This window comes from Mycobacterium sp., assembly GCF_025933915.1.
Lineage (GTDB): Bacteria > Actinomycetota > Actinomycetes > Mycobacteriales > Mycobacteriaceae > Mycobacterium.
Genome location: NZ_JAICZA010000004.1, coordinates 46,158 through 68,946 on the forward strand (window position 1 = coordinate 46,158; position 22,789 = coordinate 68,946).

Annotated in this window: 18 protein-coding genes and 1 tRNA gene; 7 read left to right on the forward strand and 12 right to left on the reverse strand. The window is 67.9% G+C overall.

Annotated elements, in window-relative coordinates:
• Positions 1 to 76 precede the first annotated feature (76 nt).
• Together Q0W90_RS01190 and Q0W90_RS01195 are read right to left on the reverse strand one after the other, a co-directional pair.
• Entirely contained in the window at positions 77 to 1,822 is a 1,746-nt protein-coding gene (locus Q0W90_RS01190) for an ABC transporter ATP-binding protein (protein WP_297772741.1), read from the reverse strand.
• A complete protein-coding gene (locus Q0W90_RS01195) occupies positions 1,819 to 4,434 on the reverse strand; it encodes an ABC transporter ATP-binding protein/permease (RefSeq protein WP_297772743.1) in 2,616 nt (871 codons plus the stop codon). The genes Q0W90_RS01190 and Q0W90_RS01195 overlap by 4 nt, the downstream gene beginning before the upstream one ends.
• 277 nt (positions 4,435 to 4,711) lie before the next feature.
• On the opposite strand from Q0W90_RS01195, the gene Q0W90_RS01200 reads away from it, so the two are divergent.
• On the forward strand, positions 4,712 to 5,134 hold the full coding sequence (locus Q0W90_RS01200) for a DCC1-like thiol-disulfide oxidoreductase family protein (protein ID WP_297772745.1): 423 nt from the start codon (positions 4,712 to 4,714) through the stop codon (positions 5,132 to 5,134).
• A gap of 16 nt (positions 5,135 to 5,150) precedes the next feature.
• Here Q0W90_RS01200 and Q0W90_RS01205 read toward each other — a convergent pair.
• Positions 5,151 to 5,234 (reverse strand) — tRNA-Leu (locus Q0W90_RS01205).
• A 95-nt stretch (positions 5,235 to 5,329) separates the two neighbouring features.
• Here Q0W90_RS01205 and Q0W90_RS01210 point away from each other — a divergent pair.
• Positions 5,330 to 5,710, forward strand: a complete 381-nt coding sequence (locus Q0W90_RS01210; protein ID WP_297772747.1) for a hypothetical protein — start codon at positions 5,330 to 5,332, stop codon at positions 5,708 to 5,710.
• The gene (locus tag Q0W90_RS01215; protein WP_297601714.1) at positions 5,707 to 6,057 is read left to right on the forward strand and encodes a DUF3817 domain-containing protein; all 351 of its coding nucleotides are present in this window, start codon (positions 5,707 to 5,709) and stop codon (positions 6,055 to 6,057) included. Before Q0W90_RS01210 ends, Q0W90_RS01215 begins: the two co-directional genes overlap by 4 nt.
• 179 nt (positions 6,058 to 6,236) lie before the next feature.
• Here Q0W90_RS01215 and rdgB read toward each other — a convergent pair whose 3' ends face one another.
• The 8 genes from rdgB to clpS form a co-directional block, all read right to left on the reverse strand.
• Positions 6,237 to 6,848: an RdgB/HAM1 family non-canonical purine NTP pyrophosphatase gene (gene rdgB / locus Q0W90_RS01220; protein WP_297772764.1), complete on the reverse strand. Its 612-nt coding sequence runs from the start codon at positions 6,846 to 6,848 to the stop codon at positions 6,237 to 6,239.
• Positions 6,845 to 7,624 carry a ribonuclease PH gene (gene rph / locus Q0W90_RS01225; protein ID WP_297601711.1) on the reverse strand — a complete coding sequence of 260 codons (780 nt, stop codon included), beginning with the start codon at positions 7,622 to 7,624 and terminating at the stop codon, positions 6,845 to 6,847. Before rph ends, rdgB begins: the two co-directional genes overlap by 4 nt.
• A 28-nt stretch (positions 7,625 to 7,652) precedes the next feature.
• A complete protein-coding gene (locus tag Q0W90_RS01230; protein ID WP_297601708.1) occupies positions 7,653 to 8,435 on the reverse strand; it encodes a cyclic nucleotide-degrading phosphodiesterase in 783 nt (260 codons plus the stop codon).
• Between the two features lie 72 nt (positions 8,436 to 8,507).
• Positions 8,508 to 9,323, reverse strand: coding sequence for a glutamate racemase (gene murI, locus Q0W90_RS01235; protein ID WP_297601704.1), 816 nt, complete (start codon positions 9,321 to 9,323; stop codon positions 8,508 to 8,510).
• The gene (locus tag Q0W90_RS01240) at positions 9,320 to 9,991 is read right to left on the reverse strand and encodes a rhomboid family intramembrane serine protease (protein ID WP_297601929.1); all 672 of its coding nucleotides are present in this window, start codon (positions 9,989 to 9,991) and stop codon (positions 9,320 to 9,322) included. The genes murI and Q0W90_RS01240 overlap by 4 nt, the downstream gene beginning before the upstream one ends.
• Positions 9,992 to 10,054: 63 nt before the next feature.
• A complete protein-coding gene (locus tag Q0W90_RS01245) occupies positions 10,055 to 11,104 on the reverse strand; it encodes a P1 family peptidase (protein WP_297772751.1) in 1,050 nt (349 codons plus the stop codon).
• A 16-nt stretch (positions 11,105 to 11,120) separates the two neighbouring features.
• Positions 11,121 to 11,702, reverse strand: a complete 582-nt coding sequence (locus tag Q0W90_RS01250) for a DUF2017 domain-containing protein (protein ID WP_297601933.1) — start codon at positions 11,700 to 11,702, stop codon at positions 11,121 to 11,123.
• Between the two features lie 24 nt (positions 11,703 to 11,726).
• Positions 11,727 to 12,032, reverse strand: a complete 306-nt coding sequence (gene clpS / locus Q0W90_RS01255; protein ID WP_297601935.1) for an ATP-dependent Clp protease adapter ClpS — start codon at positions 12,030 to 12,032, stop codon at positions 11,727 to 11,729.
• Positions 12,033 to 12,098: 66 nt separating this feature from the next.
• Here clpS and Q0W90_RS01260 point away from each other — a divergent pair, with 66 nt between their 5' ends.
• Together Q0W90_RS01260 and Q0W90_RS01265 are read left to right on the forward strand one after the other, a co-directional pair.
• Positions 12,099 to 13,406 carry a nicotinate phosphoribosyltransferase gene (locus Q0W90_RS01260; RefSeq protein ID WP_297601938.1) on the forward strand — a complete coding sequence of 436 codons (1,308 nt, stop codon included), beginning with the start codon at positions 12,099 to 12,101 and terminating at the stop codon, positions 13,404 to 13,406.
• Positions 13,403 to 15,433, forward strand: a complete 2,031-nt coding sequence (locus Q0W90_RS01265; protein WP_297772767.1) for an ATP-dependent DNA helicase — start codon at positions 13,403 to 13,405, stop codon at positions 15,431 to 15,433. Before Q0W90_RS01260 ends, Q0W90_RS01265 begins: the two co-directional genes overlap by 4 nt.
• Before the next feature lie 9 nt (positions 15,434 to 15,442).
• On the opposite strand, the gene glgP is transcribed toward Q0W90_RS01265, so the two are convergent.
• A complete protein-coding gene (gene glgP, locus Q0W90_RS01270; RefSeq protein ID WP_297772755.1) occupies positions 15,443 to 18,121 on the reverse strand; it encodes an alpha-glucan family phosphorylase in 2,679 nt (892 codons plus the stop codon).
• Between the two features lie 296 nt (positions 18,122 to 18,417).
• Between glgP and Q0W90_RS01275 the strand changes: the two genes are divergently transcribed.
• Together Q0W90_RS01275 and glgB are read left to right on the forward strand one after the other, a co-directional pair.
• The gene (locus tag Q0W90_RS01275) at positions 18,418 to 20,511 is read left to right on the forward strand and encodes an alpha-1,4-glucan--maltose-1-phosphate maltosyltransferase (protein ID WP_297599222.1); all 2,094 of its coding nucleotides are present in this window, start codon (positions 18,418 to 18,420) and stop codon (positions 20,509 to 20,511) included.
• A gap of 35 nt (positions 20,512 to 20,546) precedes the next feature.
• Complete coding sequence (gene glgB, locus Q0W90_RS01280) at positions 20,547 to 22,742, forward strand: 1,4-alpha-glucan branching protein GlgB (protein WP_297772758.1); 2,196 nt, start codon at positions 20,547 to 20,549, stop codon at positions 22,740 to 22,742.
• Positions 22,743 to 22,789 lie beyond the last annotated feature (47 nt).

A 22,789-nucleotide genomic window follows, 5' to 3' on the forward strand; every position in this document is an offset into this window, starting at 1 on the left:
CTCCTGTACGCAGACAGCTCCGTCCGACTGACCAACTGTAAGGCATACCGCAAGAGTTGCGGTCAGCCGTGGCAATCTACTCGGCCAGAATGCGCCATTCGGCGGCCTCGTGCTGCTGCCGCCAGAATTCGTCGAAACGACCGCCCGCAGCGAGCAATTCGTCGACCGTGCCGTCCTCGACCACCCGCCCGTTGTCGAGAAACAGGACGCGGTCGGCGTGGCTGATGCTGGCCAGACGGTGCGCAACGATCACCTGGGTGCGCGATTGCGGGTCGGCGGTGAGCGCGTCGACCACGGCGGCTTCGTTCTCGGTGTCCAGCGCGCTGGTCGCCTCGTCTACCAGCAGTATCGGTGCGGGTTTGAGCAACGCGCGGGCGATGCTGACGCGCTGCCGTTCACCGCCCGAGAGCGCCGAGCCCGCTTCACCGACGACGCTGTCGGCGCCGTCGGGCAGCCTTGCGACGAGCTCGTCGACGCGCGCGAGCGTCACCGCCCGCCTGAACCGGTCATCGCCGGCGCCGGGATCTCCGGCGAACACGTTGTCGCGGACCGACCCGTGGAACAGATAGGGATGCTGGAACACGACGCTGCTTGCCGCGCGCCGCGCTTCGGCGTCCAGCGTCGCCGCGTCGACGCCGTCGATCAGCACCCGGCCGCGGGTGGGCTCGTGCAGCCCGGCGATCAGCGCCAGGATGGTGCTCTTCCCCGACCCGGACGGCCCGACGATCGCCGTCGTGCTTCCCGCCTCCAAGGAGAAGCTCACCCCGTCGAGCACCAGGTCGGTGGCGCCACCGACAGCTGGGTACCGGAACACGACGTCGTCGAATTCGATACGCGGCGCCGCGGCGCCCGCCAATATCGCGGCTCCCGCGTTCATCAGCGGCGCGGTGAGCACGGCACGGATGTTGTCGAGCGTGCCGCGGGTGCTTTCGAGCGCCGGCGCCAACTCGCTGATGGTGGTGAACGGCTCGAGGTAGCGCACGATGACGACGATCAATGCGATCGCCTCGGCCACCGTGAGCGTTCCGTTCACCGTCAGCGCGGTGGTCGCCCCGGCCAGCAGGATCAGGGCCAGCTGGCTGGCGAGGCTGAACAGCAGCTGACCCGGGACCTGCATGGAGAGCAGGCGCATGGTCGCGCCGTGCTGTGCGGCCAGCGCATCGCCGACCAGGCTTCTGGCCGGCTCGACGCGTCGCGCGGCGCGCAACGCCTGCTGGGTTCGGGCGAACTCGATGATTCGTTCGGTGAGCGCGCTATTGGCCTCGGCCGCAGTGGAATCGGCGCGGCGCGCCAGGCGTGCCGACGCCCACAGCGCGCCCAACATCAGCGGCAGGCCGCCCAGGGCGGCGAGGCCCAGCTGCCAGGAGACCGGCAACAGGACCACCGCGATGGCCGCGGGCAGCAGCACGGCCGAGATCAGCGGCGTGAGCAGATTGACGACGAGACCGACGAGTTCTGGGCCGGTCGCGGCGATCGCCTGGCGCGCCGTCGCGGTGTGCTCGGCGGTGAACCAATCCAGCCGCACGCCGGGCAGGCGGTCCGCCACGTCATGCTGGCTGTGGTCCAGCACGGCGAAACCCAGGTTGAAGCCGATGCGCGCTGTCGCGGTGTCGATCACCCAGCCCAGCATCGTGGCGGCGGTCAGCCAGCCCAGCCAGACCATCGCGCGCTGCGGGACGTCGCCGAACAAGGCGCCCACCAAGGGAACCAGCAGGACGGTGGCCACCGCCCGCACGACGACCGAGATCAAGGCCAGCACCGTGTAGGCGATGACCCGGTTGCGGCGACCCGCCGGGACCAGACTCAACCACGTGCGAATCATCGGGCACCCTCCCCGGCCGCGCCGGCAGCCACCTGGTCGCGGCGGCCGCCCTCCCACAGGCGCCGGTACCGGCCGTCGGCGCCCAGCAACTCGTCGTGGGTTCCGCGTTCGACGATGCGGCCGTGATCGAGCACGACGATCTGGTGGGCCCGGGTGATGGTGTGCAGTCGATGGGCGATCACCAGCACGGTGCGGTCCTGCGTCAAACGGTTGAGCGCTTGCTGCACAAGATATTCCGATTCCGGGTCGGCGAACGCGGTGGCTTCGTCGAGGATCAGAATTTCGGTGTCGGCCAGAATCGCGCGGGCGATGGTGAGGCGTTGGCGCTCCCCGCCGGACAGGCCGGTGCCGGCGCCCAGCATGGTGTCGTAGCCGTCCGGCAGCCGCATGACGCGGTCGTGGATCTGCGCCTCGCGCGCCGCCTGTTCGATGCGTTCCGCGGTGGCATCGGGCACGGCCAGCGCGATATTTTCGGCCACGGTGCCGTGCACCAACTGCGTTTCCTGCAGCACGAATCCGACCTGGGCGTAGAGCTGGTCGGCGGTCATCGACCGAATATCCTGTCCCCCAACGTGTATCGAACCCTGTTCGACGTCGTGGAACCGGGCCAGCAGGGCGGCCAGCGTCGACTTGCCCGATCCAGACGGTCCGACCAGCGCGGTGACCGTGCCGGGCCGCAAGGTCAGCGACACGTCGTGGATCACCGGGACGCCGGGGCGGTAGCCGAAACTGACGTTGTCGAACACCACCGCCTTCGACGATTTCCCGTTGGGTTCGCCTTGGCCGCGCACGGCGAGTTCGGGTTCGTCGAGCGTGTTCTGCAGTCGCCGGGCGGCCAACATGCCGACGCGGATGCCGCCCAGGCCGTACGCAATCCCGAGCAGTCGCGCACCGAAGGTGGTGCCCAGCAACAAGAATGGCAGCAGGTTCACCGGATCCATCCGGCCGCCGACGATCAGCAGGGTGCCGGTGGCCGCGATGAGCCACAGGAACGTCGAGGGGCGGGTGACCAGATCCATGAACGCCTTCTTGCCGGCCAGCGGGCGCTGCCAGGCAACCAGGAAGCCGACGTATTCGTCCAGGCGGCGCCGGAAACTCGACGCGGCGGCACCGCCGAAGACGCGGATCACCGGCTGGCCTTCCAGATAGGCCCCGGCCTCGCCGCTCATCGTCTCCGCCCAGCGCTGCGACTGCGGGATGCGCGGGCCCGACTGAATCGTGAGGGACGACGTCAGCACCAGGTAGACCAGGACGGGCGCGAACAACACCAGCGCCACCCGCCAGTCGACAACGAAGAGATAGACCAGCACCGCAACCGGCGCGACGGCCGCGGCGACCGCATCCGGGATGGCATGGGTGACCAGGTAGTGCAGGGACAGCGTGTCGTCCTGTAGCAGCTGCTTGATCGAACCCGACCCGCGGGCGGTGAACCAGCCCAGCGGTAGCCGAGACAGCTTGCGCAACAAACCCGAACGCAGATCACGGGCGAATCGCGCGTCGATCACATGGAGCCAGAGTGTGAGCGCGGCACCGAGCAACGCCCCCAAACCCAACAGCGACACCGCGGCGATGCCGATGTTCCACAGCCGGGAGGCGGGCGCCCCGGATACCAGGAGCCGGGCCAGCTCGACCAGCAGCACGAACGGCGCCAGTTGCACCAGCGTGATCACCGCCTGCAATGCACCGGAGGCGATCAGCGCCGACCGCAGCGGCGCGAGCAATCGGCCGGCGGCCTGGGCGCGCCAGTTTCCGCGAGACACTGGGGCGGGCGTCGTGCCGGGAATTGGCTGAGCCGACTCCAGCTGCGCCGCAACCTCTTCCGGAGAAACGGTGAGCGCGACACTTTCGGATCCCTCGGGCTCATCACCGCGGCGGGTGCCCATCGCGCGCCCGGCGCTCCAATAGGCCTGGGCGTGTACCTCGGATTTGGGAAAGCCGAACTCGTCACGCAGCCGGGTTCGCACCTGCTTGAGCGTCGTGGCCTCCGGCGTCGCCCACGCATACCAGTCGGACCAATCTCGGCTTTCGATCGCCGCGGCAAGGGATTTCTCGTCGTGGCGGGCAACCCAATGCAGTCGCAGCCGGGGGTGCTGCGCGATCGGGATCAATGTGTCGTTGTCGTCGTGCTTTTCGAGGTACATCTCGATCGGGACGTCGTCGGGGACGACGCCGATGATCCCGTTCATTCCCGGGATGGACGCCGAGTCACCGATGAGCAGATATCCGGCCGGCTGCTCGTCGGGCACGTCGAACCGCGACGAACCCATCAGCGCCATGACGGCGATAGTGGCGCCGGGCGCTACGGTGCGCGCCCAGAGCGACGCCGGTCCGGCGGGATCGTGCAGCACGATGTCGACCGCGAAGCGCCCGGCCGCGATGTCCGCCTCCGAAATCGTGTAGGCGCGCTGGAACTCCGTTTTCGATCCATCCGGATCCGGGAACCAGAACCGCAGCCATGCGGCCGGTTCGGCATCCACGTCTTCGAACAGCGTCGGGCAGGTCATGCGTACCCGCACGAAGTGCGGCGCGATCCGGACGGTTTCGATCACCGTCGCGGTGTGGTCGCGCGCGCCGAAGCTGCGCAACATCGCACCGGAGAATCCGCGTGCCATTGGCGGTCCTTTCCCGCGGCGCTGCGCGCCGCGACGCCCTCACCGGTGTGACGACTCCACGGGATCACCGCCACGAGGCCACGGATCGATGCGGCCGTCGAGGCCGCACGAATTGTGAATCCGGCAGCTGCCGCAACCCCGCGCGGGCGGCACCGTGCCGCGGATCACCGGCCAGCCGGTCACGACTTGGTACGTTACCCCACAAACTAAGGGTTGCCTTACCATAGGTCAACCTCGGCCCCTGTCCACATTCGGCACCGTCGGTAACCTGGGAGATATGAACAGGGAGACAGTGGCCCCGGTGCTGCTGTACGACGGTGTCTGCGGGGTCTGCAACCGGGCGGTGCGCACGATCCTTCGCGTCGACCCCGGCGGTCCGCTGCGCTTTGCGGCCCTGGAGAGCGTCTTCGCCAAAGCGATCATCGAGCGCCACCCGGACATGGGAGACGTCGACTCGGTGGTGTTCGTCGATGATCCCGGCCAGCCATCGGAACGGGTGGCCGTCCGGTCCGAGGCCGCGTTGCGCGTAGTGGACTATCTCGGCGGCCCGTGGAAGGTGCTCAAGGTCGCCCGCCTCGTGCCGACGCCCGTGCGCGACTGGCTCTACGACCGATTCGCCGCGATCCGCTATCGGGTCTTCGGCAAGTACGACAGTTGCCCGCTGCCGGCGCCGGAGGTGCGCGCCCGCTTCCTGTCGTGACCGGCGTCGAAATCAGTGCGGGCGGAGGGACTCGAACCCTCAAGCTCTTTCGAGCAATGGCACCTAAAACCATCGCGTCTGCCAATTTCGCCACGCCCGCGGCGTGCCGATCGTACCGCCGGATGCACCCGGGTCGAGCCATCGTGCGCCTCGTCGAATTCGCCGGGCCCAAATCCTGAGCGGTACGGTCAGGGGGTGTCCACTACACACCGTCGCAGACCCGCGCTGGTCGCCCTGGTGTTCGTCGCGGCATGCGGCTGCCTGGCCCTGGGCTGGTGGCAGTGGACCAGATATCAATCCGTCGCCGGCTCATTTCAGAATCTCGGCTATGCACTGCAATGGCCGCTGTTCGCGTGGTTCTGCGTGTATGCGTACCGCAAATTCGTTCGCTACGAAGAGGAACCACCAGAGCCGCGCGGCACCGACGCCGTGACGGAGATACCCGCCGGACTGCTCCCCGAGCGACCCAAGCCCACACCGCAGTCACCCGACGACCCGGCGCTGCGGGAGTACAACGACTACCTGGCCGAACTCGCCGCCCAAGATGCCGAAAAGCAAAAGAGGACAACCGCATGATCACACCGGAGACGCCCGGATCACCAGTGCCCGCAGTGCCCGTCGACAAGATCCGCACCGCGCTGCTCGGCTACCGGATCATGGCGTGGACGACAGGTCTGTGGCTCATCGCGCTGTGCTACGAGATCGTCTCGCACCTCGCCTTCGGCCACGAGATCCGGTGGATCGAAGTGGTGCACGGCTGGGTGTATTTCGTCTACGTGTTGACCGCGTTCAACCTGGCGATCAAGGTGCGCTGGCCGCTCGGCAAGACGGTCGGCGTGCTGCTGTCCGGGACCATCCCGCTGCTCGGCATCATCGTCGAGCACTTCCAAACCAGGGACGTCAAGGCGCGTTTCGGTCTTTAGGTCGCTTCGCCACGTTTGACCCCTCCCGGGGACGGCACGCGAATGCCCACCTTTGAGCGACAACGCCGCGGAGCAACAATTTGTCGCTCAAAGGCGGGCAAATGGCCCAACCACCCCCGAGCCGGGACTGGTGAGACGCGTGTTGTCGACGTCGGCCCGGCATCGCGAAGTACCGCCGCCTAGCCCCCGGATCGGGCCAGCGTTTCCAGCGCCGGCAACAGCAGCCGCAGCGCGCGACCGCGATGTGAAACGGCGTCCTTCTCCGTCGGACTCAGCTCTGCTGCCGTGCGGTCGTGCCCATCGGGAACGAATACCGGGTCGTAGCCGAAGCCGCCCTCGCCGCGTGGTCCGGCGGCGATGCGGCCGGGCCACTCGCCGCGCACGACGACCTCGCCGGCGGCCGAGACCAGCGCACAGGCGGACACGAACGCCGCGCCGCGGCGCCCGTCGGGCACGTCGCGCAATTGCGCCAACAGCAACGCGGTGTTGCTCGCGTCATCGCCGTGCGTGCCCGCCCAACGCGCCGACAGCACACCGGGCATGCCGCCCAGCGCGGCCACCTCCAGTCCGGAATCGTCGGCCACACTTGCCAACCCGCTCGCGGCGAACGCATCCCGCGCCTTGGCCAGGGCGTTGTCCTCGAAGATCGCGCCCGTCTCCGGCGCTTCCTCGAACGGCGCGACGTCGTCCAGCGACACCAACGTCAATCCCGTCAGGCCGGCGGCGTCGAGCACCCGGCGCAACTCGGCCAGCTTCTTCGGGTTGCGGCTGGCGACCAGCAGGCGGGTCAGCTGCCGAACGCCTTCGGCGCCGGAGTCCCCTCCGGGAGCACACCGGGGTATGGCTGCTGCAGCGCCTCGCGCTGGGCGGCGAACAACTTGTCACAGGCGGCCAGCGCCACGTCGAGCAGTTTGTCCAGCGTCGAACGGGGGAAGGTCGCCCCCTCACCGGTGCCCTGAACCTCGACGAGGGTGCCGGTGTCGGTGGCGACGACGTTCATGTCCACCTCGGCGCGGGCGTCCTCCTCGTAGGGCAGGTCCACCCGGACCCTGCCGTCGACCACGCCGACGCTGACCGCCGCGATGGCGCACGACAACGGCCGGGGGTCCGACAGCTTCCCCAACGCGCCGAGATAGGTCACCGCGTCGGCCAACGCCACAAACGCACCCGTGATGGCCGCGGTGCGGGTGCCCCCGTCGGCTTGCAGCACGTCACAGTCGACCGCGATGGTGTTCTCCCCCAACGCCGCCAGGTCGATGCAGGCCCGCAGCGACCGCCCGATCAGCCGGCTGATCTCCTGGGTGCGTCCCGACAGCCGGCCCTTCACCGATTCGCGATCCGAGCGCGTGTGGGTCGCCGACGGCAACATCGCGTACTCCGCGGTCAGCCACCCCAGGCCCGACCCCTTGCGCCAGCGCGGCACGCCCTCGGTCACGCTGGCGGTGCACATGACCTTGGTGTTGCCGAATTCGACCAGTACCGAACCGGCGGGGTGATCAGTGAAACCGCGGGTAATGACCACGGGCCGAAGCTCGTCGTCAAGGCGGCCGTCTTCTCGTCTCGTCACCCGAGCAACACTAGCCAACCCGGTGTGCTCAGACCCTTTCGGAGCGGCGGATATCGAACGTCTCACCGCACACCACCGCATGCACGGGACCGTCGAACTCGGCCTTGGCCTCGCTGATCACATCCTCACGCGAGGTCCACGGCGGGATATGGGTCAGCAACAGTTCGCGAACACCGGCCTCAGCCGCGGCGCGGCCGGCCTCGGTCCCCGACAGATGCAGCGCGGGCGGACGGTCCTCCGAGTGCGTCCAGGAGGCCTCGCAGAGAAAAACATCGGCACCGCGAGCCAACTCGACAAGCTGATCGCAGACGCCGGTGTCACCGCTATAGACGAACGATGCGCCAGAGGGGTCGGTGATCCGCAGGCCGTAGGACTCGGTCGGATGAGCCACCACCCGCGGCGCCACCGTCAGCGCCCCGATCGTCACCGGCTCGCCGTCGACCCAATGACGAACGTCGAAGATGTCCGAACAATCGTCGATCTCACCGCCGTAGGGTGACGACGCCGCGCCCAACCGCGACCAGGTATCGCCGGGGCCGTACAGCAATGCCTTACCGAGCGGGCGCGTCGGGTGGTAGCGCCGCCATACGAACAGTCCGGGCAAATCCAAACAATGGTCGGCGTGCAAATGCGACAAAAGCACATGCACGGAACCGGGATCGGCATAGCGTTGCAGCGCGCCGAGAACGCCCCCGCCGAAGTCGATGACCAGTGGCGGAGTGTCCGGTGCCCGGAGCAGATAACCCGACGCAGGCGAATCCGGACCCACCACGCTGCCCGAGCAGCCGAGCACGGTTATTCGCACGGACACCACTGTGCCATGCCCGATGGAACCATGCCGAAAACATCGCCGCATTCGTGCGAGGAGAATCCCGCCCGGCCGTCATTCAATGCGCACCCGCTCAACGGGCTGGACTCCGGACACCGCGGGACCGAGGAATCGCGCGGCCAATGTGGTGAATGCCTCGGGGTCGCCGGTGGCTTCAAAGACGCGAGTCGCGGGCGACGCATCATGGGGGCGAAGCAAGTCCCGTTCGGTAAGCACCCGAAGCACTTCCTTGGCGGTTTCCTCGGCGCTGGAAACCAACGTCACGTGCTCTCCCATCGCCAATTGGATGAGCCCGGACAACAGCGGATAGTGCGTGCATCCGAGCACCAGCGTGTCGATCTGCGCCCGCTGCAGCGGCTCCAGGTAGCCCTCGGCCAATCCGAGCACCTGACGCCCGCTGGTCACGCCGCGCTCGACGAAGTCGACGAACCGCGGGCAGGCCACCGCGGTGATCTCGGTGTCGCGGGCGCCGGCGAACGCGTCCTGGTAGGCGTGCGAGTTGATGGTCGCCTGTGTGCCGATGACGCCGATGCGTCCGTTGCGCGTGGTGGCGACCGCGCGGCGCACCGCGGGCAGGATCACCTCGACGACGGGCACGTCGTAGCGTTCACGGGCATCCCGCAGGCAGGCCGCGGATGCCGTGTTGCAGGCGATGACCAACGCTTTGACGTCGCGGCCGACGAGGTCGTCGCCGATGGCCAACGCGTGCGCTCGGACTTCGGGGATGGTCAACGGGCCGTAGGGCCCGTGGCCGGTGTCGCCGACGTAGATGATGTCCTCGTCGGGTAACTGGTCGATGATCGCCCGCGCGACGGTGAGTCCCCCGACACCGGAGTCGAAGACCCCGACCGGGGCAAGCGGTGAGCTCATGTCTTGGGTCGCGGCGACGTGGCGCCGGCCGTCCTTCCCGCGCGTGCCTTGCGTTCCGGTGCAGACAACATATAGGCGGCCGCGACGCCGGCGATCGCTCCGCACAGGTGACCCTGCCAGGACACGCCACCGCACAGGCCGAGCACCGGCATGGCGCCGAGCAGGATGCCGCCGTAGGCGAACATGACGAGCAGCCCGACGATGATATTGGACACCCGGCGGACGAAAATCCCGAACACCAGCAAGAAGGCCAGCCAGCCGAAAATCAGCCCGGAAGCCCCGATGTGGTCGGTGGGACCGCAGCTGCTGCCGACGTCGCCGATGAGCCAGGTGCCGAAGCCACCCAGGATCCACACGATCGCGGTCGCCCAGACGAACCGGGACAGCCCTGCCAGCGTCAAGAGGAATCCCAGGACGAGCAGCGGCACGGTGTTGGCCATCAGGTGTTGCCAGCTCTCGTGCAATACCGGGGCGAAGACGATGCCCCACAGGCCGTCGGTCTCCAGGGGCCTGATGCCGTTGGCGTCCAGCGAATGCCGGGTCATCTGATCGATCAGCTCGACGAGGTAGAGCAACGCGACGAAGGTGAGGATCGTGGCGGCGCCCACCATCGCCGTGGACCGCTTTTTCGTCTGGGCGGCGGGTGCCCTCGGAGCGGTCTTACCCATGGCTGCCCTTCCAGCGTGTTTCCGGCACCGTCAAGGCTACCGGCGCAGCGTTCGACGGATTCCTCATCGGCCGAACGCGCCGGGCAGCACGTCGCGGAAGCTCGGTATACCGGCGATCGATTCAGCGGACAGCACGCCGCCCAGCACCGCTTGTGCCAAGCAATCGGCCGCGGCGACACCGACCTCGGTGACCAGCCGCGTCTCCGGGGAGAACGCGGCCGGCGCATCGGCGGGGGGATCGACCTCGACCGCCCCGGTGGCCAGGACGAACACCGTGTCCCCGTCGACCGGCGTGTGCGCCGGGCGGATGCTGCGCGCCAGGCCGTCGTGGGCGGAGATGGCCACCCGCCGACACGCCGCCGCGCTCAGGGCGGCATCGGTGGCCACCACCGCGATGACGGTGTTGAGGGGGTTGTCCAGCGGGTCCGACGCGGTCGGCAACTGGGCGAACGCGTCGATCTGCGCGGGTGGCGGCGGCTGGAGTCCGAACTCCCGGATCAAGTCCGCCATCCACGGCAAACCGGTGGCCCGGTCGACGACCTCGCCCGCGGAGTTCACCACGGCCACCGCCCCGACGGTCACACCGTTCGGCAGCGTCCGCGAGGCGGTCCCGACCCCGCCCTTGAGCGCTCCGGCCCGGGCGCCTACCCCGGCGCCGACGGTCCCGACGCCCATCGCTGCGCCCCCCGCGGCGTCGTCGGCGGCCGCGCAGGCCAGGTAGCCGAACTCGGCCGTCGGGCGGCACTGCCAGCCACCGACCGGCAGATCGAAGATCACCGCTCCCGGCACGATGGGCACCACGCCCTCGCCCATCGCCACGCCACGTTCGTGTTCTTCCAGCCATCGCATGACGCCGTCGGCGGCGGCCAGGCCGTAGGCACAGCCGCCGGCGAGCAGCACCGCGTCCACGAACCGCACGGTGTTGGCCGGGTCCAGCAGGTCGGTCTCCCGGGTGCCGGGCGCACCGCCGCGACAATCGACCGCGCCGACGGTCCCCGGTGGGGGAAGCACCACGGTGACGCCGCACGCCCACCCGGCTCCCAGGGAGGCCTCGGGGTCCAGTCGTTGGTAATGGCCGACGCGGATGCCGCCGACGTCGGTGATCGCGTTCATCCGGCGTCCGTCACGGTCATCGGGACCCCATGAGCACCAACACCAGGTACTCCTGCAGGACGGTCAGCCACTGATATACGTCGAAGTGCACGGCCAGCGGATGGTCGGCCGGCAGCCGCTCCGGGCCCTCCGGGCCGACCTCGAGCATGACTGCCAACGTCAGCCGGATGTCGTTGACCGCCGCGACCCAACAGTTTGCGTCTTCCTCGCTCAGCTCGAATCGGCCGCCATCCTCGGGGACCGTACTCAATAACCGCTGCGCGGCAACGCGTTTGGCGTCGACGATGCCCGGCTCATGCAGGCTGCGCAGTGCGGCGTTGAGGCTGTCCGCGTCGTCGGGGAGCGCGGTGTCGTTGTCGTCGTGTCGATAAAAGTCGGGCAACAGCCGGCGCAGCGTGGGATCTTTCGGCGGGTCTGCATTGCCGGTCTTGATGCCGGTGATTTCTTCGAGTTCGTCTGCCGGAGAGGAAGATTCACGCTCATCGAGCAAACCGATCATCGCGGTGGCCAGGTTTTTGAGCAGGGCTGCCTCATGGGACGCCAGGGCGGACCGAAAACGGGGACCATCCGCGGTCTCGACGCGCTTCCATTTGCGCACAGGGAATCGCCAGCGCCTCGAGTTTCAGCGATCCTGCTGCAGCGTCGCCCACAAACCGGCGGCGTGCAGCTTGGACACGTCGACTTCCATGGACTCCCGGCTGCCGGCGGACACCACGGCCTTGCCTTCGTTGTGCACCTGCAGCATCAGTTTGGTGGCGTGCGGCTCGCTGTAGCCGAACAGCTTCTGGAACACGTATGTGACGTAGGTCATCAGGTTGACCGGGTCATCCCAGACGATCGTGACCCACGGGCTCGCCGTGGCCTCTACCGGCGCGGACTCGCGTTGTCCTGTAGTGCCCGGCTTGGTGGGCGCTGACATAACAACCATGGCCTACACGATACCGAGGGATGGACGACGTTACCGAGCCCAGCCGGTAGCCGATACCGTTATGGAATGAACGACCCGGTCGTCACTGGGCTGCTGACCGACAAGTACGAGTTGACGATGTTGGCGGCGGCGCTGCGAGACGGCAGCGCCCATCGCCGGACCACCTTCGAACTTTTTGCCCGCCGTCTTCCCGAAGGGCGTCGTTACGGCGTGGTCGCCGGAACCGGCCGGCTGCTCGAGGCGCTGCCGCAATTCACCTTCGACGACGCGGCCTGCCAGTCGCTAGGGCAATTCCTCGACTCAGATGCGTTGCGGTACTTGCGTGATTTTCGGTTCGGCGGCGATATCGACGGCTACGCCGAAGGCGAGCTGTACTTCCCCGGATCCCCGGTGCTGTCGGTGAGCGGGACATTCGCCGAATGCGTGGTGCTCGAAACGCTGGCGCTGTCCATCTTCAATCACGACACCGCGGTCGCGTCGGCCGCCGCCCGGATGGTGAGCGCGGCCAGGGGACGCCCGCTGATCGAGATGGGATCACGGCGAACCCACGAACACGCGGCGATCGCCGCGGCCCGCGCGGCCTACATCGCCGGCTTCGCCGCATCCTCCAACCTGGAGGCCCGGCGCTGCTACGGAATACCGGCCGAGGGCACCTCCGCGCACGCGTTCACCATGCTGCACGCGCGCGCCGACGCCCCGGCGGAATCGACCGAATTGGCGGCCTTCCGGACGCAGGTTGAGGCGCTCGGCGTCGACACCACCCTGCTGGTGGACACCTATGACGTGACGACCGGCGTGGCCAACGCCGTGGCCGCCGCCGGCACCGGGCTCGGTGCGGTGCGCATCGACTCCGGCGAGCTGGGGGTGCTGGCCCGCCAGGTGCGCCAGCAGCTCGACGAGCTGGGAGCCACCCGGACCCGCATCGTTGTCTCCGGTGACCTCGACGAGTTCTCCATCGCCGCGTTGGCCGCCGAGCCGGTGGACAGTTACGGCGTCGGCACGTCGCTGGTGACGGGCTCGGGCGCGCCGACGGCGAACATGGTTTACAAGCTCGTCGAAGTCGATGGCCTGGCGGTGCAGAAGCGCAGCAGCCACAAGGAATCCCACGGCGGGCGCAAAGAGGCGCTGCGCACCTCCCGCAGCTCCGGCATCATCACCGAGGAGATCCTGTATCCGGCCGGCCATCAGCCCGACGTCTGTGAATCGGCTCGGGTGTTGACCGTTCCGCTGGTTCGTGGCGGAGAGCTGGTGTCCAAACCGAACATCGCCGCGGCGCGCGAGCTGGTAGCTTCCGGGCTGCGCAGTCTGCCGTGGGAGGGATTGAACTTGTCGCACGGCGAGCCCGCGGTCACGACGACGCAAATCCGGGCCTGACCAAGGGAGTGACCACGTCCGACGTGTCCGTGCCCGAGCTGCTGGCCACCGCCGTGGCCGCGCTCGGCGGCAGCGAACGCGGCGGCCAACAGCAGATGGCTGCCGCGGTGGCGCAGGCCTTCGAGACCGACGAGCACCTCGTCGTACAGGCCGGCACCGGCACCGGCAAGTCGCTCGCCTATTTGGTCCCCGCGATCGTGCACGCTCTGCGCGCCGACTCCCCCGTTGTCGTGTCGACGGCCACCATCGCGCTGCAGCGCCAGCTCGTCGATCGCGATCTGCCCCGGTTGATCGATTCGCTGGCCGATGCGCTGCCGCGCCGCCCGCAATTCGCGTTGCTCAAAGGGCGGCGAAACTATCTGTGCTTGAACAAGATTCACAACGGCGGGGCAGCCGACGGAGAAGAAACCGACGACCGGCCGCAGGAGGAACTCTTCAACCCCATGGCGGTCAGCGCCCTGGGCCGCGACGTGCAACGGCTCACCGAGTGGGCATCGACCACCGAATCCGGTGACCGCGACGATCTGAAGCCCGGCGTTCCCGACCGATCCTGGTCGCAGGTCAGCGTTTCCGCGCGGGAATGCCTCGGGGTCGCCCGCTGCCCGTTCGGCGCCGAATGCTTCTCCGAGCGGGCCAGGGGCCTGGCCGGCCGCGCCGATGTCGTGGTCACCAACCACGCACTGCTGGCCATCGACGCGGTGTCCGAGTCGGCGGTGCTGCCCGAGCACGCGCTGCTGGTCGTCGACGAAGCACACGAGTTGGTGGACCGGGTGACCTCGGTGGCCACCGCGGAGCTGACGTCGGCCGCCCTCGGTGTCGCCTCGCGGCGGATCAGCCGGTTGGTGAGCCCGGAGTTGGTCCAGCGCCTCGACGCGACGACGGCCACCTTCGCCGCGGCCATCCACGACGGCACCCCGGGCCGCATCGATCGCCTCGACGAGGAGCTGGCGACCTACCTGACCTCGCTGCGCGACGTGGCGAACGCGGCGCGCTCCGCGATCGACAGCACCAATGACCCCAAGGCCGCGTCGGCACGCGCCGAAGCCGTTGCGGCACTGAGCGAAATCTCGGACACCGCCTCACGCGTGCTGGCATCCTTCGGCCCGGCCATCCCCGACCGCACCGACGTCGTGTGGCTCGAGCACGAGGAGATCAGGGGTACATCCCGCCCGGTGTTGCGGGTGGCCCCGCTGTCGGTCGCCGGCCTGCTGCGAACCCGAGTGTTCTCGCGTTCGACGGTGGTGCTGACGTCGGCGACGCTGACGATCGGCGGCTCTTTCGACGCCATGGCCGCCGCGTGGGGCCTGACCGCCGGCTCGAGCGACGACGGCGACGCACGCTGGCGCGGCCTGGACGTGGGTTCGCCGTTCGAGCACGCCAAGGCCGGAATCCTTTATGTGGCCGCGCACCTGCCGCCACCCGGGCGCGACGGCGTCGGCTCGGCCGAACAGCTGACCGAGATCGCCGAGCTGGTCACCGCCGCCGACGGGCGCACCCTCGGGTTGTTCTCGTCGATGCGGGCGGCCCGCGCGACGGCCGAGGCCATGCGCGAACGGCTGTCGACACCGGTGCTGTGCCAGGGCGACGACAGCACGTCGGCGCTGGTCGAGCAGTTCAGCGCCGAGCCGCAGACCTCACTGTTCGGCACGCTGTCGCTGTGGCAGGGCGTCGACGTGCCCGGGCCGTCGCTGTCGTTGGTGCTGATCGACCGCATCCCGTTCCCCCGCCCGGACGACCCGTTGCTGAGCGCGCGGCAGCGTGCGGTCGCCGCGCGCGGCGGCAACGGCTTCATGGCCGTCGCCGCCAGCCACGCCGCGCTGCTGCTGGCGCAGGGGTCGGGCCGGCTGTTGCGCCGCGTCACCGACCGCGGGGTGGTCGCGGTGCTCGACTCACGCATGGTGACCGCCGGGTACGGCGGCTACCTGCGAGCCTCGCTGCCGCCGTTCTGGCAGACCACCAACGGGGCGCAGGTGCGCGAGGCGCTACAGCGGCTGCGGGCCGGCTCGCAACAGGGTCTGTCGGCTTGAGGGGCTGGCCTAGCGGGCCAGGGTGACCAGACCGAGTTCGTTGCCGGCCGCCAGCAGCGGATGGTGGGGCAGCACGCGCACCGTGTATCCGACCGACCCCGCCAGCGGGAGCGGCGTTGTCGTCGAGAACACCTGGTTGCCTCCCTCGGCGGTGCCGGTATACGACATCTCGACGGTGACCGGCTCCAGCAGCGCATCGCTGGCGTCGACCCGGCCGACCACCGCCTGCACCGTGACCTCGTCGGCCGCCAGCCCGGCCAGCTGCACGGTGGCGGTCAGGGTCAGCTTGGAGCCGAGCACCGGACTGTCCGGCAGGCCGGTGCTGTCGACGTCGGTGATCACGATCTTCGGCCATGCCTCGTGGGCGCGCCGGCGATAGGCGGCCAGCTCGCGGGCGGCGCCGAACGCGCCGCCGCTTGCCGCGGCTACGTCGCCGTCGGCGGGTGCGATCGTCTTGCGCAGCGATTGCGCCGCGGGCGTGTAGTACTGCTCGACGTAGTCGCGCACCATGCGGGAGGCCAGGACCTTCGGACCGAGCGTTTGCACGGTGTGGCGCACCATTTCGATCCACCGTGGCGGCACCCCGCGTTCGTCACGCTCGTAGAACTTCGGTGCGACGGCGTCTTCGAGCAGCGTGTAGAGCCCACTGGACTCCAGGTCGTCGCGACGCTCCTCGTCGGCAACGCCGTCGGCGGACGGTATCTCCCAACCGTTTTCGCCGTCGTACCATTCATCCCACCAGCCATCGCGGATGGACAGGTTCAGCCCGCCGTTGAGTGCGCTCTTCATTCCCGAAGTGCCGCAGGCCTCCAACGGCCGCAGCGGGTTGTTCAGCCAGACGTCGCAGCCCCAATACAGCAGCCGCGCCATGGACATGTCGTAGTCGGGCAAGAACGCGATCCGGTGCCGCACCTCGGGCCGGTCGGCAAAGCGCACCACCTGCTGGATCAACGCTTTGCCTCCGTCGTCGGCCGGGTGCGACTTGCCGGCGACGATCAGCTGGATCGGCCGTTCCGCGTCCAGCAGCAGCTGCTCCAGCCGGTGTGGGTCGCGCAGCATCAGCGTCAACCGCTTATACGTCGGCACCCGTCGAGCGAACCCGATGGTCAGCACTTCCGGATCGAAAGCCGTTGCTATCCAACCTAACTCGGCATCCGAGGCGCCACGCTCTAGCCATGAGCGGCGCAGCCGGTGCCGCACGTCGTCGACGAGCAGTGACCTCAGCTGCGAGCGAATCCACCACAGATGGCCGGCATCGACCTCCTTCAGGCGCAGCCACACCCCGGGATCGCTGAACGAATCCGATCCGGCCAGCTCACGGCCCAGCTGCAGCCATTGCGGCGCCGCCCAGGTGCGCGCGTGAACTCCGTTGGTGATCGACCCGATCGGCACCTCGCTCGTGTCGAATCCGGCCCACAGTTCGTTGAACATCGCCCGACTCACCCGGCCGTGCAGCGACGAGACCCCGTTGGCCCGCTGGGCCAGGCGCAGGCCCATATGAGCCATGTTGAATTTGGCCGGGTCATCCTCGGCCCCGAGCGCCAGGATGCGCGCCGTCGGCACCCCCGGCAGCAATACGGGCGCGCTCGTGGCATCGGCTGTCGCGCTGTTCTGGCCGGATTCCGATTCGTCGCCGACATGGTCGTCTTCGGAGCCAAGGTGGTCATCGAAGTAGAGCCGCACCATCTCGATGGGGAACCGGTCGATGCCGGCGGGCACCGGCGTGTGGGTGGTGAACACGGTGCTCGAGCGCACGACCGCCAGCGCGGTGTCGAAGTCCAGGCCCGGACCGGTCATCAGCTCGCGAATGCGTTCCGCGCCCAGGAACCCCGCGTGCCCCTCGTTCATGTGGAACACCTCGGGCGCGGGCAGGCCGTGGATGGCGGTGAAGGCACGGATCGCCCGCACCCCGCCGATGCCGGCCAGGATCTCCTGCCTCATCCGGTGCTCCTGGTCACCCCCGTACAGCCGGTCGGTGACGCCGCGCAGATCATGCTCGTTCTCGGGGACGTCGGAATCGAGCAAGAGCAGCGGAACCCTGCCCACCTGCGCCACCCAGATCCGGGCGCGTAACTGCGCGGAGTCCGGCAGCGTCAGCTCAACGAGGGCGGGATCACCGGTAGCATCGGTCAGCAGCCGCAGCGGCAGCCCCTGGGGGTCCAGCGACGGGTAGGTCTCGTGCTGCCAGCCGTCGGCGGTCAATGACTGCCGGAAGTAGCCGGAGCGGTAGTAGAGGCCCACCGCGACCAGCGGCACGCCCAGGTCCGATGCGGACTTCAGGTGGTCACCGGCAAGGATTCCCAAGCCACCGGAGTAGTTGGGCAGCACTTCGGCGATGCCGAACTCCATCGAGAAGTAGGCGACGGCGTCCGGCATTTCGGCACCTTGTTCCTGCTGCTGGTACCAGAGCGGGCGACTCAGGTAATCGTTCAAGTCGGCGGTCAGCTCATCGAGCCGGCGAAGGAATGTCTCATCGATCGCCAACTCGTCAAGCCGGGCCGGGTTGACCGCGCCCAGCAGCGCCACCGGATCGCTGCCGCACCGCTGCCAGAGGTCCGGGTCGATGGTCGCGAAAAAATCCTGGGTCGGCTTGTCCCACGACCAACGCAGGTTGGTCGACAGCTGGTCCAGCGCGGTCAGACGCTCGGGAAGGTGAGCACGGACGGTAAACCGGCGGAGGGCTTTCACGCGTCCCTACCTTACTGAGGATTCCGGCCCGCGCACCGCGGCGGGAAGGACGGCTTTTCCGCTCGCTGTCCTTGGCGGGGTGTGACCGAAGACTAGGGTGGGTATCGGTTAGTTATTGGGGTCGCAACGGTGCTTCCCCACCCAGAAAGTTCCCCACGACAGGAAGTTTCCGGACGAGCGGCATTCCGCACGGAGCACATCGCGGGTTTGACCGCACACAATCGGAACACTCCCCGGTGACGATCGCGGCCCGCGAGGGGCCCGCGGAGGAACCGGGCAGATCGAACGGAGTGGTGGTGCCCGGTCGTGTCGAGATCGATAACGTCCAGCCGGTCGTTTCCTGTGGCGCGTATCCCGCGAAAGCCGTGGTCGGTGAGGTCGTGCCGGTCAGCGCCGCGGTATGGCGAGAAGGGCACGAGGCCGTGGCGGCAACCCTGGTCGTGCGTTACCTCGGGCCAGGCTATCCGCAGGTAACCGAGACGCGGCGAGTCAAAGCGGTTCAGGCGCCCGAAAAGCCGGTCACCGAACGCGACGGCAGGGTTGATCAGCAACGGGTCAAGCCACTGTCGCTGCCGATGACGATGGGTCTGGAACCTTATGTGTTTCACGGCCAGTTCACCCCCGACCGGGTCGGGCTGTGGGCTTTCCGCGTCGACGGGTGGGGCGACCCGATTCACACCTGGCGGCATGGGTTGGTCGCCAAACTGGACGCCGGTCAGGGTGAGAAGGAACTGTCCAACGATCTTCTGGTCGGTGCCGGGCTGTTCGAGCGTGCCGCGACCGACGTGCCACGCGCCCGGCGCGAACCGCTGTTGGCGGCCGCCGCAGCACTCCGGACGCCCGGGGACCCGGTCACCCGAACCGCGCTCGCGTTGGGGCCGGAGATCGAAAAAATCCTGGCGGACTATCCGCTCCGCGACTTCGTCACCCGGGGCGAGCAGTGCAGCGTCTGGGTGGACCGGCCGCTGGCCCGGTTCGGCTCCTGGTACGAGATGTTTCCCCGCTCGACCGGCGGACGGGATGCCGACGGCAACCCGGTGCACGGCACATTCGCTACGGCAACCGCCGCGCTTCCGCGGATCGCGGCAATGGGATTCGACGTCGTCTACCTGCCGCCGATCCACCCGATCGGCAAGGTGCACCGCAAGGGGCGCAACAACTCCCCGACCGCCGCGCCGACAGATGTGGGGTCTCCCTGGGCGATCGGGAGCGACGAGGGTGGTCATGACGCCGTCCACCCGGATTTGGGCACCATCGAGGACTTCGACGCGTTCGTCGCCGCTACGCGCGAGCTGGGCATGGAGGTGGCGCTGGATCTGGCGCTGCAATGCGCACCCGATCATCCTTGGGCGCGCAACCACCGCAACTGGTTCACCGAATTGCCCGACGGTACCATCGCCTACGCGGAGAACCCGCCGAAGAAGTACCAGGACATCTATCCGATCAACTTCGACAACGATCCGGCCGGCCTCTACGACGAGGTGCTGCGCGTGGTCCGGCATTGGATGGCCCACGGCGTCAAGTTCTTTCGCGTCGACAACCCGCACACCAAACCCCCGGACTTCTGGGCCTGGTTGATTGCCGCGGTCAAGGCCATCGATCCCGATGTGCTGTTTCTCTCCGAAGCCTTCACGCCGCCGGCCCGGCAGTACGGGCTGGCCAAACTGGGATTCACGCAGTCGTACAGCTACTTCACCTGGCGCACGGCGAAGTGGGAGCTGACCGAATTCGGCAACGACATCGCCGCACTCGCCGACTTCCGCCGGCCCAACTTGTTCGTCAACACACCCGACATCCTGCATGCCATCTTGCAGCACAACGGGCCCGGGATGTTCGCCATCCGTGCGGTGCTGGCGGCGACCATGGGACCCGCCTGGGGCGTGTACTCGGGGTACGAGCTGTTCGAGCACCGCGCGGTGCGGGAAGGCAGCGAGGAGTACCTGGACTCGGAGAAGTACGAATTGCGGCCTCGCGATTTCGCGGGCGCGCTCGCTGAAGGAAGGTCGCTCGAGCCATTCATTACTCAGCTCAACGCGATTCGCCGACTGCACCCCGCGCTGCAGCAACTGCGCACCATCCATTTCCACAGCGTGGACAACGATGCGTTGCTCGCCTACAGCAAGTTCGACCCGGCGACCGGTGATTGCGTGTTGGTGGTGGCGACGCTCAACGCATTCGGACCTGAAGAAGCGATGCTGTTTTTAGATATGGCCGCATTGGGTATGGAGCCCTACGAGCGCTTTTGGGTGCGCGACGAGATCACCGGCCAGGAATTCCAATGGGGGCAAGCCAATTACGTTCGCATCGATCCCGGGCGGGCGGTCGCGCACATCATCAACATGCCGCTCATACCGCATGACGCTCGAATGACGCTGCTGCGCAGGCATTGAGCCAGGACATGAAACGGACCGGAGGTGAAAGGGACATGAGCCAAGCCGACCAACTCGCTCGGACGCACCTGGCGCCCGATCCTGCCGATCTGTCGCGCCTGGCCGCGGGCACACACTACAACCCGCACGGCATTCTGGGCGCCCACGAATACGGAGATCACACCGTCATTCGGGCGTACCGGCCCCACGCGGTCGAAGTGGTCGCACTCGTCGGTGACGATCGATTCCCGATGCAACACATCGAATCCGGCCTTTTCGCCGTGGTCCTGCCGTTCACCAACCTGATCGACTACCGGCTACGGATCACCTACGAGGATTCCGACCCCTACATCGTCGCCGACGCTTACCGCTTCCTGCCCAGCCTGGGCGAGGTCGATCTTCACCTGTTCGCCGAAGGGCGCCACGAGCGACTTTGGGAAGTCCTTGGCGCGCACCCTCGCTCGTTCACCACGGCCGACGGCGTCGTCAACGGGGTGTCGTTTGCGGTGTGGGCACCCAACGCCAAGGGCGTCAGCCTGATCGGTGAGTTCAACGGCTGGACCGGCAGCGAAGCCCCGATGCGGGTGTTGGGCTCGTCGGGAGTGTGGGAGCTGTTCTGGCCCGGCTTCCCGCTCGAGGGGCTGTACAAGTTCCGCGTCCACGGGGCCGACGGAGTCGTGACCGAGCGCGCCGATCCCATGGCCTTTGCCACCGAAGTGCCGCCGCACACGGCCTCCCGGGTGACGCGCAGCAGGTACACCTGGGAAGACGCCGACTGGATGACACAGCGCGCCGGGCGCAACCCGGTGTTCGAGCCGATGAGCACCTACGAGGTCCACCTGGGTTCGTGGCGCCTCGGGCTCAACTACCGTCAGCTGGCCCGCGAGCTGACGGATTACGTTGTGGAGCACGGATTCACCCACGTCGAGCTGCTTCCGGTCGCCGAACATCCGTTCGCCGGCTCCTGGGGATACCAGGTGACGTCGTACTACGCGCCGACATCCCGGTTCGGCACACCGGACGAATTCCGGGCCCTGGTCGACGCCCTGCACCAGGCCGGTATCGGTGTGCTGGTGGACTGGGTGCCGGCGCACTTTCCGAAGGACGCGTGGGCGCTGGCACGCTTCGACGGCACCCCGCTCTACGAGCATTCCGACCCTCAGCGCGGTGAGCAACTCGACTGGGGAACTTACGTTTTCGACTTCGGCCGTCGGGAGGTTCGGAACTTCCTGGTGGCCAACGCGCTGTTCTGGCTCGAAGAATTCCACATCGACGGTCTACGAGTGGACGCGGTAGCGTCCATGCTCTACCTGGATTACTCACGCCCCGAAGGCGGCTGGACCCCGAACATCTACGGCGGGCGGGAGAACTTGGAGGCCGTCCAGTTCCTGCAGGAGATGAACGCCACCGCGCACAAGACCGCCCCGGGCATCGTCACCATCGCCGAAGAATCGACGTCGTGGCCCGGGGTTACCCGGGCGACAAACCTTGGCGGCCTGGGCTTTTCGATGAAGTGGAACATGGGCTGGATGCATGACACCCTCGACTACATCAGCCGCGATCCGATCTATCGGAACTATCACCACCACGAGATGACGTTCTCGATGCTCTACGCGTTCAGCGAGAATTACGTGCTGCCGATCAGCCATGACGAGGTGGTCCACGGCAAAGGAACGCTGTGGGGGCGGATGCCGGGCAACAATCACGTCAAAGCCGCGGGGCTGCGCAGCCTGCTCGCCTACCAGTGGGCGCACCCGGGTAAGCAATTGTTGTTCATGGGGCAGGAATTCGGCCAGCGGGCAGAGTGGTCCGAGGAGCGCGGCCTGGATTGGTGGCAGCTCGACGAGCAGGGATTCTCCAACGGCGTCCTGCGCATGGTGCGCGACATCAACGACATCTACCGCAGCCACCCGGCGCTGTGGAGCCAAGACACCGTTCCCGATGGCTACTCCTGGATCGACGCCAATGACTCGGGCAACAACGTGTTGAGCTTCCTGCGCTACGGCAAGGACGGCTCCGTGATGGCGTGCGTGTTCAATTTCGCCGGTGCCGAGCACGGCGGATACCGGCTGGGCCTGCCGTCGGCCGGCCGCTGGCGCGAGGTGCTCAACACCGACGCGAGCGTCTACAACGGTTCGGGAATCGGGAACATGGGCGGGGTCGACGCAACCGAAGACCCCTGGCATGGGCGCCCGGCCTCGGCGGTGCTGGTGTTGCCGCCCACATCGGCTCTGTGGCTGGAACCCGAGTAACGCTACTTCTCGCGTCGAACGTCGACGAGTTGCGCGATTTCGACGGG